Source organism: Ruegeria sp. H9 (genome assembly GCF_056532915.1).
On record NZ_JBQFNX010000004.1, the window covers coordinates 223994 to 239909 of the forward strand.

At 57.5% G+C, this 15916-nt stretch carries 19 protein-coding genes; 11 read left to right on the forward strand and 8 right to left on the reverse strand.

The genetic code is table 11. From position 1 onward, the window contains the following. Nucleotides 1-50 precede the first annotated feature (50 nt). Complete coding sequence (locus tag ACR0CZ_RS17075; RefSeq protein WP_170397201.1) at nucleotides 51-359, reverse strand: hypothetical protein; 309 nt, start codon at nucleotides 357-359, stop codon at nucleotides 51-53. 244 nt (nucleotides 360-603) lie between these two features. Here ACR0CZ_RS17075 and ACR0CZ_RS17080 point away from each other — a divergent pair, with 244 nt between their 5' ends. From ACR0CZ_RS17080 to ACR0CZ_RS17095, 4 genes are all read left to right on the forward strand, one after another. Then, nucleotides 604-1158, forward strand: coding sequence for an RNA ligase family protein (locus ACR0CZ_RS17080; protein WP_480503793.1), 555 nt, complete (start codon nucleotides 604-606; stop codon nucleotides 1156-1158). A gap of 86 nt (nucleotides 1159-1244) precedes the next feature. After that, on the forward strand, nucleotides 1245-3044 hold the full coding sequence (lepA, locus tag ACR0CZ_RS17085; protein WP_170466104.1) for a translation elongation factor 4: 1800 nt from the start codon (nucleotides 1245-1247) through the stop codon (nucleotides 3042-3044). Between the two features lie 92 nt (nucleotides 3045-3136). Then, nucleotides 3137-4039 (forward strand): DUF2971 domain-containing protein, encoded by a 903-nt coding sequence (locus tag ACR0CZ_RS17090; RefSeq protein WP_170466101.1) that lies wholly within the window; start codon nucleotides 3137-3139, stop codon nucleotides 4037-4039. A gap of 766 nt (nucleotides 4040-4805) precedes the next feature. Next, nucleotides 4806-5255 carry a hypothetical protein gene (locus tag ACR0CZ_RS17095; protein ID WP_170466098.1) on the forward strand — a complete coding sequence of 150 codons (450 nt, stop codon included), beginning with the start codon at nucleotides 4806-4808 and terminating at the stop codon, nucleotides 5253-5255. A gap of 82 nt (nucleotides 5256-5337) precedes the next feature. Here the strand turns inward: ACR0CZ_RS17095 and ACR0CZ_RS17100 are convergent, their stop codons facing one another. From ACR0CZ_RS17100 to ACR0CZ_RS17110, 3 genes are all read right to left on the reverse strand, one after another. Then, nucleotides 5338-5766, reverse strand: a complete 429-nt coding sequence (locus tag ACR0CZ_RS17100) for a type II toxin-antitoxin system Phd/YefM family antitoxin (RefSeq protein ID WP_170466095.1) — start codon at nucleotides 5764-5766, stop codon at nucleotides 5338-5340. Nucleotides 5767-6594: 828 nt separating this feature from the next. Beyond that, nucleotides 6595-6732 carry an entericidin A/B family lipoprotein gene (locus tag ACR0CZ_RS17105; RefSeq protein WP_010443271.1) on the reverse strand — a complete coding sequence of 46 codons (138 nt, stop codon included), beginning with the start codon at nucleotides 6730-6732 and terminating at the stop codon, nucleotides 6595-6597. A 99-nt stretch (nucleotides 6733-6831) separates the two neighbouring features. Then, nucleotides 6832-7173, reverse strand: a complete 342-nt coding sequence (locus ACR0CZ_RS17110; RefSeq protein ID WP_170397190.1) for an ArsR/SmtB family transcription factor — start codon at nucleotides 7171-7173, stop codon at nucleotides 6832-6834. Between the two features lie 309 nt (nucleotides 7174-7482). On the opposite strand from ACR0CZ_RS17110, the gene ACR0CZ_RS17115 reads away from it, so the two are divergent. The 6 genes from ACR0CZ_RS17115 to ACR0CZ_RS17140 all read left to right on the forward strand — a co-directional run bounded on the left by ACR0CZ_RS17115 (nucleotide 7483) and on the right by ACR0CZ_RS17140 (nucleotide 11224). Further along, nucleotides 7483-8115, forward strand: coding sequence for an ATP-dependent Clp protease proteolytic subunit (locus ACR0CZ_RS17115; RefSeq protein ID WP_039970058.1), 633 nt, complete (start codon nucleotides 7483-7485; stop codon nucleotides 8113-8115). Between the two features lie 136 nt (nucleotides 8116-8251). After that, the gene (clpX, locus tag ACR0CZ_RS17120) at nucleotides 8252-9517 is read left to right on the forward strand and encodes an ATP-dependent Clp protease ATP-binding subunit ClpX (protein ID WP_170397188.1); all 1266 of its coding nucleotides are present in this window, start codon (nucleotides 8252-8254) and stop codon (nucleotides 9515-9517) included. Nucleotides 9518-9579: 62 nt separating this feature from the next. Next, nucleotides 9580-9942, forward strand: coding sequence for a RidA family protein (locus ACR0CZ_RS17125; protein WP_170397754.1), 363 nt, complete (start codon nucleotides 9580-9582; stop codon nucleotides 9940-9942). 79 nt (nucleotides 9943-10021) lie between these two features. Then, entirely contained in the window at nucleotides 10022-10405 is a 384-nt protein-coding gene (locus ACR0CZ_RS17130) for an NADH:ubiquinone oxidoreductase subunit NDUFA12 (protein ID WP_480537206.1), read from the forward strand. 10 nt (nucleotides 10406-10415) lie between these two features. Then, nucleotides 10416-10868 carry an outer membrane lipid asymmetry maintenance protein MlaD gene (gene mlaD, locus ACR0CZ_RS17135; RefSeq protein ID WP_170466091.1) on the forward strand — a complete coding sequence of 151 codons (453 nt, stop codon included), beginning with the start codon at nucleotides 10416-10418 and terminating at the stop codon, nucleotides 10866-10868. After that, a complete protein-coding gene (locus ACR0CZ_RS17140) occupies nucleotides 10865-11224 on the forward strand; it encodes a DUF2155 domain-containing protein (RefSeq protein ID WP_170397184.1) in 360 nt (119 codons plus the stop codon). The genes mlaD and ACR0CZ_RS17140 overlap by 4 nt, the downstream gene beginning before the upstream one ends. On the opposite strand, the gene aat is transcribed toward ACR0CZ_RS17140, so the two are convergent. From aat to ACR0CZ_RS17160, 4 genes are all read right to left on the reverse strand, one after another. Then, complete coding sequence (gene aat, locus ACR0CZ_RS17145; protein WP_480537205.1) at nucleotides 11188-11820, reverse strand: leucyl/phenylalanyl-tRNA--protein transferase; 633 nt, start codon at nucleotides 11818-11820, stop codon at nucleotides 11188-11190. The genes ACR0CZ_RS17140 and aat overlap by 37 nt on opposite strands. 51 nt (nucleotides 11821-11871) lie before the next feature. Continuing rightward, entirely contained in the window at nucleotides 11872-13218 is a 1347-nt protein-coding gene (accC, locus tag ACR0CZ_RS17150) for an acetyl-CoA carboxylase biotin carboxylase subunit (RefSeq protein ID WP_170397180.1), read from the reverse strand. Between the two features lie 9 nt (nucleotides 13219-13227). Then, on the reverse strand, nucleotides 13228-13722 hold the full coding sequence (gene accB, locus ACR0CZ_RS17155) for an acetyl-CoA carboxylase biotin carboxyl carrier protein (RefSeq protein WP_170397178.1): 495 nt from the start codon (nucleotides 13720-13722) through the stop codon (nucleotides 13228-13230). A 149-nt stretch (nucleotides 13723-13871) separates the two neighbouring features. After that, on the reverse strand, nucleotides 13872-14408 hold the full coding sequence (locus tag ACR0CZ_RS17160; RefSeq protein ID WP_170397176.1) for a helix-turn-helix domain-containing protein: 537 nt from the start codon (nucleotides 14406-14408) through the stop codon (nucleotides 13872-13874). A 176-nt stretch (nucleotides 14409-14584) separates the two neighbouring features. On the opposite strand from ACR0CZ_RS17160, the gene ACR0CZ_RS17165 reads away from it, so the two are divergent. Further along, a complete protein-coding gene (locus tag ACR0CZ_RS17165; RefSeq protein WP_170397174.1) occupies nucleotides 14585-15880 on the forward strand; it encodes a helix-turn-helix transcriptional regulator in 1296 nt (431 codons plus the stop codon). The last annotated feature ends 36 nt before the right edge of the window (nucleotides 15881-15916 follow it).

Below are 15916 nucleotides of genomic sequence, written 5' to 3' on the forward strand. Positions count from 1 at the left end.
CTGCGCCATTTCTGAGGCGCAGCGGGCATCAGGTCAAGGATTGACAGGGCTCAGTTGCAGATCGCTTGCGCCATCTGGCCAAAGTTCTGATACCGATCCCACAGCGCATCATCGCGCGCGGTCTGCGACATCTTCAACTCCTGCGCCTGATGCGGGTTGGTGAACCACTTGGCGACGGTCTTCTGATCACTACGCGTCAGCGCCTGATCCGCCACGCGCTGAATACACCGGCACCGCGCCCGCGTCGCCGCTTCACGGTCTGATGCCAGACACGCCCGCTTGATCTGCGCCGCGTCCACTTTGTGGGCCACCGACGTCAGCGATGCCGCACAAAATGCGATTAAGAGGAACTGTTTCATACTCGAGCCTCGTTTTTTGCCTGCCCGGACGGGTCTTATGCCCCTCTCGGTCTGCGGCGGAGTATGAATCAAAGTGGATTCGGGATCAATTGGGTGGTTCGAAAAAGTGATTGCACGCGGCTGGGATGTCGCGTTTTCTGGCCAGACATTGTTTAAATCTCTTTCATGAGACCACTATGCTTAAGAAATACGGGCGCACTTCCATCTGCCGGAGTCTCCCGGGGCGACCAGCGATGATAAGATCATGTCCAGCGTTGACGAACTGGCTTCGGCTGATGAGGTTGTCTTCACCGAAAAACTGGACGGTGAGAATACAACGATTCATAGTCAGGGCTGCCATCCTCGCAGCATTGAGGCGCGACACCACCCGTCCCGAGATTGGATGAAGGCCTTCGCTGCCGGAATTTCGCCACAGCATGACGAAGATGAGCGCATAGTCGGTGAATATCTGTTTGCTCGCCACTCGATAGCGTACTCGGCGTTGCCAACTTATTTCCTGGGCTTCGCCTGGATCAAGGCAAAGCGCGTGCAATCGTGGGACGCGACGCTTTCACGCTTTCTCGAGCTGGGGATTACTGCCGTTCCCGAACTCTATCGCGGACGGTTCTCTGTTAAGGTTGTGGCAGATGTGATCGCGGGCCTGGATCTGGATACTCAGGAGGGTTTTGTCGTTCGCACAATTGCAGCGTTTGACGAAGAAGAACTGCCCACTCACCTCGCGAAATACGTGCGCGAGGGTCATGTGCAAAGCGAGACGCATTGGATGAACGCAGAGCTGGTTAAAAACAGGCTGGTCTGACTGGACGGAGGCCTCGCAAACAAAGGGTTTCGCTGGGTCTCGTCCCACCTTGACCACAGCCCAATTCCGACGCATATCCCCAACCCATGACAGACCTCGCTCATATCCGCAATTTCTCCATCGTCGCGCATATCGACCATGGCAAATCCACCCTTGCTGACCGGCTCATCCAAGAGACCGGAACGGTTAAGGATCGCGACATGAAGGAACAGCTGCTCGACAGCATGGATATCGAGCGCGAGCGTGGCATCACCATCAAAGCCAACACGGTTCGCATCGACTATACCGCCGACAACGGCGAAGCATACGTGCTGAACCTGATCGACACTCCCGGCCATGTGGACTTTGCCTATGAGGTCAGCCGGTCCATGCGTGCGGTTGAGGGCTCACTGCTGGTTGTCGACTCGACCCAGGGGGTTGAGGCGCAGACGCTGGCGAATGTCTATCAGGCCATCGACGCAGATCATGAGATCGTGCCGGTGCTGAACAAGATCGACCTGCCTGCATCCGACTGTGACCGCGTGGCGGAACAGATCGAAGATGTGATCGGCATCGACGCCACCGACGCCATTCAGGTCTCCGCCAAGACGGGGCAGGGCATCCACGAAACGCTCGAAGCCATCGTGCAGCAACTGCCCGCGCCACAGGGCAATCTGGACGCGCCGCTCAAGGCGATGCTGGTGGATTCCTGGTACGACGCCTATCTCGGCGTCATCGTTCTGGTCCGCATCATGGACGGCACGCTGAAAAAGGGCATGCGGGTCAAGTTCATGTCGAACAACACCCTGCACCATGTCGACCGCGTTGGTGTCTTCCGGCCCGAGATGGAGATGGTCGACTCGCTTGGCCCCGGTGAGATCGGCTTTCTCACCGCCTCAATCAAACAGGTCCGCGACACCCGCGTCGGCGACACCATCACCAATGACCGCAACGGCACCGAAGAGGCCCTGACGGGATTCAAACCCGCGCAGCCGGTGGTGTTCTGCGGCCTCTTCCCCGTCGACAGTTCCGAATTCGAAGACCTGCGCGATGCGATCGACAAGCTGGCGCTGAACGACGCCAGCTTCAGCTTTGAAATGGAAACCTCGGCCGCGCTTGGCTTTGGCTTCCGCTGCGGCTTCCTCGGCCTTCTGCACCTAGAGGTCATCCGCGACCGCATCGAACGCGAATATGATATCGAGCTCATCACCACCGCGCCGTCGGTGATCTATCACGTCTACATGAAAGACGGCGAGATGATCGAGCTGCACAACCCCGCCGACATGCCTGATCCGTCCAAGGTCGACCATATCGAGGAACCGCGCATCAAGGCGACCATTCTGGTGCCGGATGAATACCTCGGCGACGTGCTGAAACTCTGCCAGGACCGCCGCGGCATCCAATTGGACCTGACCTATGCGGGCAGCCGTGCCATGGTCGTCTATGACCTGCCGCTGAACGAGGTCGTCTTTGACTTCTACGACCGCCTGAAATCGGTGACCAAGGGCTATGCCTCGTTCGACTACCAGATGACCGGCTACACCGAGGACAATCTGGTCAAGATGTCGGTGCTGGTGAATGACGAACCGGTCGACGCGCTGTCGACCATGGTTCACCGCGACCGGGCCGAGATGCGGGGCCGTGCAATGTGCGAAAAGCTCAAGGACCTGATCCCGCGCCACATGTTCAAAATCCCGATCCAGGCCGCCATCGGAGGCAAGGTCATCGCCCGCGAGACCCTCTCGGCGCTGCGCAAGGACGTGACCGCCAAATGCTACGGAGGCGACGCCACGCGGAAACGTAAACTGCTGGACAAGCAGAAGGCGGGTAAGAAGAAGATGCGCCAGTTCGGGAAAGTGGATATCCCGCAGGAGGCGTTTATTTCAGCGTTGAAGATGGATTCTTAGGTCAGCTTAACTGGGGGTAAGAGAAGGCCTTTAGTTCCGTCAAGCGGGATCCTAATAAATTGTATCTGCTTTGGAATTGGTTTTGGAGATTAATGAAAAAAAGACGTTGTGTGCCAGAACTGATCTACCGCCACCGAGGTTACACTAATCACGACTTGCAAGACCACTCTAAGAGGCAAAGGTTAATCAGTGAACTGAGCGCTGCAAAAGAGGGTAGCGTTTGGTTTTCGCGATTGAGCGATCAAAATGATCCACTCGATACATATCCGGCTATTGTGGAATCCAGCCGTGCCGAAGTGAAAAGAGCGTTGAATGCATTTCAAAGAGAATATGGTAGTTATGTCGGGTTTTCAGGCACTGACTTCAAACAGGCCGCAAAAAAGCTCAGCATTCCGGTAAAACGGTTTAGAGAACAATTTTTTGATCCGGATAGACTAAATTCCAGTGTCCCAAAAACACTTGAGGATTCTCGAAAGCGACAGGTAATTTGCTGTTTCACGGATAACCCAAAAAGCACTTTGATGTGGGCCTACTATTCCTCTTCTCACCAATCTTTCTGCTATGAATTTGCTTGCGCGCAAGAGAAACTGAGTGACGCAAAAAGAACTATAGGTGAGGTTAAATACTTGGCTGATCGTCCAAATATTTCGACGGTGGAAGCAATTCGTTGGATGGTTAGGAGTAGTCGCAAAGACAACCTGCCGAGGTCGAGGGAGCTAACGGCTTCCGGTGAAGAAGAACAAAAAATGACCGATGCCCTAGTGCTAGCTAAATCTAAAGAATGGCAGCATGAGAACGAGTGGAGGTCTATTCGGCCGCTTACAGATGGTCCCGGGTATTACTCTGTCGGGCCATATTATCTTAAGTCGGTGGTATTTGGCATCAATGCTGGTCAGCAACTCAAAGAACTTGTTTCTGAGACCTTGGGAAGTGCTTTTGCGATACGCGAATTGAAGCTCTCGGCGCATTCATATGGATTAGAGTTTGCAAGTTAATTAAGCTGAACTTCGATCACTGCTCGACCTCCCGTGGCTTCAATCCTAACAATGAAGCTAAAAGTCGAATCTTCTTTCAACTCACCCGCCCGGCGGCACCGCCGGGCCGCGCCGACCCGCCCCCATGGGGCGGCGCGTTTGCGCCTCCCCTCGGGCCGGTCGCGGCCCTAAGTTCTACTGATCGACCGTCTGGTAAACCCTGCTTTGCTCAACTAGGTTTTCGTCATGACGTGGAATTTTCGAACCATCTTGAAGCGTTGGCGCATTAGGACAATCGCTGCCACGGTGTTGTCATACTTTATTTTGGGTCACCTTTTGACTTGGGTCGAAAGCTATTTTGCAGAGGACGGGTTCACCTCCGTCTGGATTGGTGGCTGGGTGTTTTTTGTATGGGTTGTTTATACAGGTTACCCCATAGGAATTTATCTGATCAGAAAATTCAGATAGTATTGTAGGGCGGGCTTCAGCCCGCCATTCGCTCGACCAGATCCAACGCGCATGGGTCGGATGGTTTGGTGGGTTGGAAACCCACCCTACGTGGGAGGGGTGTTTACACCCATCACTTGAACACCGTGGGATTCGGGGGTGGCGGGCTGAAGCCCGCCCTACGGGGGCTCCGTCTGCTGCGCCATCTAACGCCAGTCTAAACGCTTTATGAAGTTTCCCTTAGGTAAGTTGTAACCGGCGCGCCCCCTCCCAATCTGTATGCCACAGCAAGGATGTTCGCTTTTGAACTCCAAAGGGTCGCTTTCAGGAGGAGATCCCCATGACCAGATACATGACTGCCGGAGCCGCCGCTCTGGCCACGTCCCTCGCCCTCGGAACCGCAGCACTGGCCGATACCACACCGGATCTGCGCGGCACGTGGGTCGGGTCCTACACGACCGTGCAGCCCAGCCATTATTACAAGGGCGATCAGCCCCGCTTTAATCAGGCCGAATGGATGCTCGACGTCCAGATGCAGGAAGACAATGTCTTCTGGGGGCCCAGCAAGTGGCGTCGGGATGGCGACACTGAATGGAATGAATACGAGGCCACCGGAACCATCAGCCTCGATGGGTCTGGCTCGATCGGCATCGTTGAAACATCCCCGCTGGTGATTGGCGCCAATGCGTTGATCGATGCGCGGTACGAGGACGGCAAGATCTTTGCCGATTTCCGTAGCCTGCGAAACGGAACGACCTACAGCACAGTTCTGGAACGTCAGGTGAACTGAAGCGTTTCCGGCCCGATCGGATGTTAAAGGGGGTTAATGCCGCTGAGATTTGTGACTGCGGCAGGAGTAGTAGGTACCCCGTTCAGGTCGGAGCGCTTCTCATAAACAACAGTCTCCACAGGGAGGCGACGGGCCGGGCGGCGATCTCGCCGCCCGCGACAGGGTCCAGACCCCCGCGTTTGAGAATGCGGCGTTCCTCGGCACGGGTCATCTGGATCTCGCGGACCTTCAGCGCGGCGTCGCGCGCGGTGAGGTAAGAACCGTCCGGCCCAGGTTCCATCCCCGGAATACCACGCCCCTTCGACCACCACCCGCGCAGCCCGCTGAGCGGGTGTTTGCGTCCGATGGTGTCATCATCCAGTAACTCCCAGATCCGCTGCGCCTCGTTCATCGACACCAGTGCGGCGATCGGTTTGCCATAACGGGTCAGCACGATCACTTGCCGGGGGTCTTGCGACAAGGTGGCCAGTTCGCCCAAACGGGCGCGGGCTTGAGAAATGGTCAGGCGCATAGGCGAATCTCCGGTTGTACGATTCGAAAGATTGGGGGCTTGAGTGTTGTACAACTCGGACAATACCCCCCTAATTCAGCGCGCGGGACCTTCGCAGGTGCAGAAACCAAGCGAATTCTGGCCGGCGATCCATATTTGACTTTTTCCATCCCCAAGCCTGCGCGATGACGCGAATTCTCGGGTTATCCACATGGCTCTCCCGGCGGATATCAACAGCTTATCCCCGTCTAATTTTTATGCTGCAGTGCTATTTTCTTGCCGGATCATGACGCTGATGTAACAGTCTGGTTACTGCTTCTGATCTTCGGAACAGGGGCGGGATGCAAGGGCCAAGGGGGCCACAGCAGCGAAGGCGGATTTTAGGATTTGTTTGTAGTTGCAATGGCTTACCGGTGGTGGAGCAGGTGGTCTGGGCTTCGGTTCGGGTTAAATGCTCAGCCTCTCAGAAGGTCCGCGCGGACTGCGACGCGACATAGCGCGTGTGGCAGTGGCCAATGTCCCTTCGGGGGCCGAGGCAACTGGACCGGGAAGCCCCTCGGGCGGAACGGACCGGCAAGGCGTCAGGAGTGTCCGCAAGGATGCATGCAAAGACCGCGTCTGAGCACCTGACGCCTTTTCCTTTTTGAGAACCCAAGGTTCATACAGGCTACCACGCACCACCCTCCGGACCAGAACGGGGTTCTTTCGCTTGCGCAAAAGAACCCCGTCAAAGTGTCAGAAATGCAATGCCGCGTCTATGCACCTGTACCGGCACACTACTCGGGTTGGGTCGGTGTGGCAACTACATATTGCGGGTAAGCGTTGCCTGAACGCAACATCCCGTCACGATCAGATGTTTTCCTGAACGTCCTCGGCCGCGTTCTGGATGGCATCTCCGGCGTTTTCGATATCTTTACCAGCGCCCTTTGCGGTTTCGCATGCGGTCAAGGTGAACAGGGCCAGGCCAATCAGAATTGCGCGGATCATCGGTTGCTCCATAAGTGCTTGTTTCGAATTGACTAGCAGCTTTCCCGGGCCATAGCTACAGGTTTTGCATGGCCGATTTCGAAGGGCTAAAAACTAGGCTCAGGTCGCATCCTGAGCGCAAAACAGTTCGTACACCACTTCCAGTATTCGGGCTGGTCGATCATCTGCCAGCCGGTAGTATATCGCCTTGCCTTCGCGACGAGGAACAACCAGCCCCTCAAGTCTGAGCCGCGACAGTTGCTGAGAAACGGCGGCTTGGCGGGCCGATAGCAATTGTTCCAGTTCAGTAACGGATTTCTCGCCCGAGACGAGGTGACACAGGATCATCAAACGCCCTTCGTGGCTTATGGCTTTCAGAAAGTTCGACGCGCGCGTTGCGTTTTCAACCATCCGGTCAAGGTCGCCGGGTGACATATCCTCGGTCATTTGCGGAAAAGCCATGATCGTATTCCCTCGTTAGTGCCGCCGAATCCCGACGCCTGACCGGCGCCGCATCCGCAGCGAGAACTCTTGGTACAATTTCCAGGCATGTATTTCCATATGCATGGATCAAAATAGCGTGATGTAACCAGCACGTTTCCGCGCAATCCGTCAACCGACCTGTAGCGGCGTGTGCATTCGGGTCGTGCAGGTAGACGGAATTCGTAGGAACGTTCGGCCCCCCTTGCAGCCCCCCTGTGGCGGCACTAAGACTCGGGTAACTACTCTTCGGGTAATGTCCCGATCCATCGCAAAACAGGCAGGTTCCGAATGTTCGATCCAGTTGATACATATATGAACACACTCGTCCCCATGGTCGTCGAGCAGACCAGCCGGGGCGAGCGCGCATACGACATCTTCTCGCGCCTTCTGAAAGAGCGGATCATTTTCATCAACGGCCCCATCCATGACGGTATGAGCCATTTGGTGGTCGCTCAGCTGCTGCACCTTGAGGCGGAAAATCCGAACAAGGAAATCTCGATCTACATCAACTCTCCCGGTGGCGTGGTCACCAGTGGTTTGTCGATTTACGACACAATGCAGTATATCAAGCCGAAATGTTCCACATTGGTGATCGGTCAGGCGGCGTCGATGGGTTCGGTTCTGCTGGCCGGGGGCGAGAAGGGAATGCGCTTTTCGCTGCCTAACAGCCGGATCATGGTGCACCAGCCCAGCGGCGGTTATCAGGGCCAGGCGAGCGACATCATGATCCACGCGGCCGAGACGCAAAAGCTGAAAGATCGCCTGTATGACATCTATGTGCGCCATACCGGGCAGACCAAAAAGGCGGTTGAAAAGGCGCTGGATCGTGACAATTTCATGAGCCCGGAAGAGGCCAAGGATTGGGGCCATATCGACGAGATCGTCGAGAACCGCGCCAAGATGGATGGTGACGAGGCCTAGGTTCAAATCCGCGCGCGTCCGGCGTGAGGGATGATTTTGAGATTGTAGCTGCCAGAACGCTGGCCTAAGCTGCAGGCATATACGGCAAGCGCGGCCCTTGAGAGGGGCCGCTGAGACGGAGCCCGAGGGGTAAAGCATGGCGACGAATTCAGGCGGTGACGGCAAGAACACGCTCTATTGCAGCTTTTGCGGCAAAAGCCAGCATGAGGTGCGTAAGCTGATCGCAGGCCCGACCGTGTTCATCTGCGATGAGTGTGTCGAGCTGTGCATGGATATCATTCGCGAGGAAACCAAGGCCAGCGGTCTGAAATCCTCGGACGGTGTGCCAACACCCAAGGATATCTGCGAAGTGCTGGATGACTATGTGATCGGTCAGGCCACCGCCAAGCGGGTGCTGTCGGTTGCGGTACATAACCACTACAAGCGTCTCAATCATGCCCAGAAAGCGGGCAGCGATATAGAACTAGCAAAATCCAACATCTTGCTGATTGGCCCCACCGGCTGCGGCAAAACCCTGCTGGCGCAAACGCTGGCGCGGATTCTTGACGTGCCGTTTACGATGGCGGACGCGACCACGCTTACCGAAGCCGGTTATGTGGGTGAAGATGTTGAAAACATCATCCTCAAACTGCTGCAGGCCAGCGAATACAATGTCGAACGCGCACAGCGCGGCATCGTCTATATTGACGAGGTCGATAAGATCACCCGCAAGTCTGAAAACCCTTCGATCACCCGCGACGTATCGGGCGAGGGCGTTCAGCAGGCCCTGCTGAAACTGATGGAAGGCACCGTGGCCAGCGTTCCGCCGCAGGGTGGGCGCAAACATCCGCAGCAGGAATTCCTGCAGGTGGATACCACGAACATCCTGTTCATCTGTGGCGGTGCATTCGCTGGACTAGACAAGATCATTGCACAGCGTGGCAAAGGCTCGGCCATGGGCTTTGGTGCCGACGTGCGTGACAATGACGAGCGCGGCGTGGGCGAGATCTTCAAGGATCTGGAACCCGAAGACCTGCTGAAATTTGGCCTGATCCCCGAATTCGTCGGCCGACTGCCGGTTCTGGCGACGCTGGAAGATCTGGACGAAGACGCTTTGGTCACCATCCTGACCAGCCCGAAGAACGCTCTGGTCAAGCAATACCAGCGGTTGTTTGAGTTGGAAGATGCGGAACTGGCCTTTACCGATGATGCGCTGAAGGCGATCGCCAAGAAAGCGATCGAGCGTAAAACCGGTGCGCGCGGTCTGCGTTCTATCCTGGAAGACATCCTGCTGGATACAATGTTCGAACTGCCGGGCATGAAGAACGTGACCGAAGTTGTGGTCAACGAAGAGGCTGTGACGTCGGACTCTCAGCCTTTGATCATCTACGCAGACGCGGCGGAATCGGCTTCGGCGGGTTGAACCGCATAGATTAATGCACACACGGCGCGGCAATGTCCGCGCCGTTTTCGTTTGAGGACACGATGACAGTAAGACGTATCTCTTCGGGTGGTGAGTTTGAAGCTAAGGTTGGCTATTGCCGCGCGGTTGTCGCGGGTGGTTGGGTTCATGTTGCGGGAACTGTTGGGCAAGGTGAAACGGTAGTGGAGCAATGCCGCTCGGCGCTGTCTATCATCGAAAACGCGCTGGCCGAGGCGGGTGCTTCATTCTCTGATGTCGTGCGCATCACTTATATGCTGCCGGATCGAACCGAATTTGAACCTTGCTGGCCCATTCTGGCCGAAACCTTTGGTGCGAACCCTCCTGCAGCGACGATGATCGAATGCGGATTGATCGATCCGAAATACCGGATTGAAATTGAAGTCACCGCTATCCTGCCGGAATGACGCAGGTAGCGCTGGCAGTACTGGACCTTAGCGTGCCTTTGGTCCATATCTTCTGGGACAGAAATGCCGGAGGCAGCCGATGGGAATCCTGAACAGTCTTTTGCGGGCCGTGACCTGGTGGAACGGGGCCACCCTGAACACGCAGTTCTACACTGCGCGCAAGGGGATCAAGATCGGTGAGGACGACGAGGGCAACGTGTTCTATCGCAATGCCGACGACAGCAAGCGCTGGGTGATTTTCAATGGCGAAGCCGAGGCCAGCCGGATCGATCCCGATTGGCATGGCTGGCTGCACCGCACATGGGATGAACCGCCAACCGATAAACCTCTGGCGCACAAGTCCTGGGAAAAACCGCATCAGGAGAATCTGACCGGCACCGCGCTGGCCTATGCACCTGCCGGTTCTCTGCGTCGTGCCGATCCGGTTGAACGTAGCGATTACGAGGCGTGGAGCCCGGAATAAGCGAGGCCAGATGTCTAATCATACGAAGACCGAAGTTATCGTCGGCGGTGCCGTGCTGGCCTGCGCCATTGCGTTCGGTGTTTACGCCAGCCAATCCACAGGCCTGTCTCAATCCGGCGCAGGATACGAGCTGGGCGCGTCTTTCCGCTCGCTCGAAGGTGTGGGCGTCGGCACGGATGTACGCCTTGCCGGGGTCAAGATCGGGACGGTGACTGGCGTTACGCTAAACTCTGATACGTACCGCGCGGACACCCGATTTTCCGTGGCAGATGGTATTCTTATTCCAGACGATAGCGCCGCTGTGATTTCTTCCGAAGGCTTGCTGGGTGGCAACTTTGTTGAGGTTATGCCGGGCGGTTCCCCGTTCTATTTTGAGGCGGGTGATGAGATTACCGATACGCAAGGCGCGGTCAGCCTGATCTCGTTGCTGGTCAAATTCGTGGCCGGGGACGGAAGCGAATGATCCGCGCTGCACTGGTGGCTCTGATAGTCACCGCAACCGGAGCTGCTGCGCAGCAAAAGGTCGAATCCGGCCCCGGCGCAATGTTGCGCGGGTTGGACAAGGTCAGCGGGCAGACGGTGGACATCGAAATGCAGAACGGCGAGACCACGTCGGTCTTTGGTCTGGATGTCGCGCTGGGTGATTGTCGCTATCCAGCCGAAAACCCGACAGGTGACGCCTTTGCCTATTTGACTATCTGGGAACAGGGCAAGGCGCAGCAGCTGTTTGATGGCTGGATGATTGCGACCTCACCCGCGCTGAACGCGTTGGATCACGCCCGCTACGATGTCTGGGTGATCCGTTGTATCACACCCTGAGGGACCTGTTGCAGATCAGCGGTGAAATCTGCTTTCAGGTCAAGCGCTTGTTTCAATTCGCTATGATAAACCGCACGCGGGATCTCGATCGCGCCCAACGAGGCCAGATGCGCCGTCAGAAACTGCGTATCGAACAGCGTGAACCCGGTTTGGCGCAGTCGATCCACCAGATAGGCAAGTGCAATCTTCGATGCGTCCGTGCGACGCGAGAACATGCTTTCGCCAAAAAAGGCCGCGCCGAGGACTACGCCGTAAACGCCGCCAATCAGTGAAGCGCCGTCCCAGACTTCGAGGGAATGCGCGCGGCCGGTCCGGTGTAGTTCCTGATACAGATGGCGCAGTTCGGGATTGATCCAGGTATCCGATCGGTCGGCGCAGCCATCCACGACGCCCGCAAAATCGCGATTGATGCTTACCGAAAACCCACAGGTCCGGATACGCCGCGCTAGGCTGCGGGAGATGTGGAACCCATCCAGGGGGAACACGCCGCGAAACTTCGGGTCGACCCAGAACAACTCGGGGTCGTCGCGATGCTCAGCCATCGGAAAAATGCCGATGGAATAGCCATGGAGCAGAAGTTCAGGGGAAAGGCTCATGCCGGGTGCCTCGGGGCCGAAGGGGGTTTGTCCTTCGGCCCTTTGGTCAGATTAGGCCATGTTCTCCGCAAGCCAGTGCTCCAGCCAGTGGATGTTGTACTCGCCGCTGTGCAGGTCAGGTTCCTGCAGCAGCGCGTGGAACAGCGGCACGGTGGTGTCGATACCGTCGACGATCAACTCGCCCAAAGCACGTTCCAGACGGGCCAAAGCTTCAGCCCGGTCACGGCCCTGAACGATCAGTTTGGCGATCAGCGAGTCGTAGTATGGCGGGATCGAGTAGCCATCATACAGCGCCGAATCCATCCGCACACCCAGGCCACCCGGCGCGTGATACGCAGTGATCTTGCCGGGGCAGGGCGAGAAGTTGGGCAGTTTCTCGGCGTTGATCCGAACTTCGATGGCGTGGCCATTGATCTCAAGATCGTCCTGACCGAACGACATGTCCTCACCAGCGGCGACGCGGATTTGTTCGCGCACCAGATCGACGCCGAAGATGCCTTCGGTCACGGGGTGTTCCACCTGTAGACGCGTGTTCATCTCGATGAAGTAGAACTCGCCGTTTTCATAGAGGAACTCGATGGTGCCTGCGCCGATATAGTTGATCTTGGCGACCGCATCGGCACAGATCTTACCGATCTTGGCGCGTTCTTCCGGCGTGATACTGGGGCCGGGGGCTTCTTCGAACACCTTCTGGTGGCGGCGCTGCAGCGAACAGTCGCGTTCGCCCAAATGCACTGCCTTTCCCTTGCCATCGCCGAAGACCTGAATCTCGATATGGCGCGGGGTGGTCAGATATTTCTCGATATAGACCTCGTCATTGCCAAAGGCGGCCTTGCCCTCGGCGCGTGCGGTCATGAAGGCGCTTTCCATTTCATCGGCGTTTTGTGCCACCTTCATGCCGCGACCGCCGCCGCCGGCGGTGGCCTTGATGATCACGGGATAGCCGAATTCCTCGCCGATGCGCTTGGCGTCGGCCAGCGTTGGCACACCGCCGTCCGAACCGGGAACGCAAGGTACACCCAGTTCCTTCATCGTGTCCTTGGCGGTGATCTTGTCACCCATGACACGAATATGTTCGGCGGTGGGTCCGATGAAGGTAATGCCGTGATCTTCGACGATCTGCACGAACTCGGCATTCTCGGACAGGAAGCCATAGCCGGGATGGATCGCCTGCGCGCCGGTGATTTCACAGGCCGAGATGATCGCGGGCACGGACAGATAGCTTTGCGGGCTGGGCGGGGGGCCGATGCAGACCGATTCGTCCGCCATGCGCACATGCATCGCATCGCTGTCGGCGGTGGAGTGCACGGCAACCGTCTTGATCCCCATCTCGCGCGCAGCACGGATCACACGCAGGGCGATCTCGCCTCGGTTGGCAATCAGGATTTTGTCGAACATGGGCCCGCCTTACTCAACGATGACCAGAGGCGTGCCGAATTCCACAGCATCACCATCGCCGACCAGAATGCGTTTGATGGTGCCCGACTTGGGTGCGTGGATGTGGTTCATTGTCTTCATGGCTTCGACAATCAATAGCGTGTCACCTTCCGAGACCGATGCACCGACCGAGATAAACGCAGGCGCGCCCGGTTCCGGTTGCATGTAAACCGTGCCTACCATGGGCGAGGTCACAGCGCCTGGATGGCTGGCGGGATCATCCACGGCAGCGGGCGCTTCGGCAGCGGCCGGCGCGGCAGCAGGTGCGGCAACCGGTGCAGCCGCAGGAACCGCAACCTGAACCGGAGCGGCCACGGTCTGCGACATGCGGCTGACACGGACATTCAGGCTGTCTTCCTCGCCATATTCGCGCTTGACCTGCAATTCGGTCAGGTCATTCTCGCGCAGCAGTTCGGCCAGTGCCTTGATAAACGCGACATCCGCTTCGTGTTTGGTATCTGTCATGAGTGTCCTCGAAGGTTCCCCTATGCCCGTCTGTTTGCTGCGGGCTTGGTTTGATTACGCAGGGTTATAAGCCATGCAGACGGCCATGAAAAGCGCCGTCTAAGCCTGCCAAATGGGGGTTTTTGCGCGAATTACGAGGGCTGTCGCGATTACAGCGGCGTTCCAGACAATTTTGCGACCAGTTCTGGTAGCTTGCGGGCTCCGTATTTTTCCAAAAGTCGGGCGCGATAGGCCTCGATCGTGCGGTAACTTAGCCCAAGTTCAACGCCAATTTCCTTCGCGGATAAACCCCGGCATGACAGGATGGCCACTTCGCGTTCGCGGGTTGTCAATTGCACCAAGGGGCGCTCTTCCGAGATGTCCGAAAAGCTCCATATCCCGTGCCGGAACGGATCGTCTGGCGTCAGCGAACGCCCCCGCGCGCGGCACCAGAACAGGTCACCGTCGCGTCGCCGCATCACCCGTTCGTCTGTGTAATAGCCTGTATCGCGCATCACCTGCAGACTACGCGCGCCGATCCGTTCCCAATCGGCGACCGAAGGATAAAGATGCAGCAGGGGCATGTTGCGATAGTCAACCTCATCCCCGCCAAAGGTCCGCGCAAATTGCAGATTGCACCGTCGGATGATCCGGTTCTCAAGCTCAACAAGGCCGATGGGGGCGTATTCAAAGGCGGGATCGCTCATGTTCTTATGGTGACGGGTATTGCGTCGAAAGAGAAGGGTGGGCGGCAGGAAAGGGTGGGTTTCTTTCTCTGGCCGTTGTCAAAGTTGTAAATCTTCTTTGAAAATTAGTCGGCAACAGATAATAATTACTTAGTTAATCTGAAAATGCAGCCGCAGTAGCCAAGGACATAAACGCCATGCGCGACACGCTGACCGGCAGCCGGATACGCGAAAGACGGCAAATCTCTGGGCTGCGACAGGCGGAACTGGCGCGGCAGGTGGGGATTTCGGCATCGTATCTGAACCTGATCGAGCACAACCGCCGCCGCATTGGGGGCAAACTGCTTGTCGATATCGCGGCGGCTTTGTCCGTCGAGCCGTCGCTGCTGACTCAAGGGATCGAAGAGACGCTCATCGCCGCTCTGCGCGAGGCCGCGGCGGATGCAGTCGGCCAAAAGGCCGAGGTGGACGGGCTGGAAGAATTCGCCGGCCGCTTTCCCGGTTGGTCGGGTGTTCTGGCGCAGATGCATCGCCGCGTAGTGTCGCTGGAGCGCACTGTCGAAGTTCTTTCCGACCGACTGACCCATGACCCGCATCTGGCGGCCTCAATGCACGAGGTGCTGTCGACCGCCGCCGCCATCCGCTCAACAGCTGCAATCTTGGCTGAACCGGGAGAGATCGAACCGGAATGGCGCGACCGTTTCCATCGCAACTTGCATCAGGATGCCGAACGACTGGCCGAAAGCTCCAAAGCGCTGGTGACCTATCTGGATGACAGTGACGGGCAGCGCGATCTGCGCGGTATCCCACTGGACGCGGTCGAGGCGTTTTTTGCCGAGCAAGGATATCATTTCCCGGAACTCGAAGCCGGTGGGCAATTGACCGAAGTGCCGCTGGATGGGCTTGATTCCGCTGCGGCCAACACTGTGGCTTCGGGGTTGCTGGACCTTTATGCCGCCGACGCGCGCGCTATGCCGCTGGATCAGGTGTGTGCCGCGCTGGATGCAGCAAACCCCGATCCTCTGGCGTTGGCGACGGTGTTTTCAGTGGACCTTGCTACGGTGCTGCGACGGTTGGCCTTTCTGCCTGAAGGCACGCTGGCGCGTCCGGCTGGCTTGGTGATTTGCGACGCCTCCGGCAGCGTTCTGTTTTTTAAACCCGCGCCGGGGTTTGCCCTGCCGCGCCATGGCGAGGCCTGTCCGCTCTGGCCCTTGTTCACCGCCTTGAATCGGCCCTTGGTCCCGATCCGGAAACGGGTCGTTCAGCTTGGTCGAACTGCTGCTGAGTTTGAGTGTTTTGCAATCGCAACCCCTCAGCCAGCTAAGGAATTCGGAGCCGAGCCGGTCTACCGATCGGTCATGCTGGTGCTGCCGGTCGAAGACACGGTGCAGCCTGCGGAAAACGCGGCGCAAGCCGGAGCCAGTTGTCGGATATGCCCGAAACGCGAATGCAGCGCGCGGCGCGAGCCATCGATCCTGAGCGAAGGGTTTTGACAGTTTCGTGACACAGCGCTTAATCTGGGCTGGACG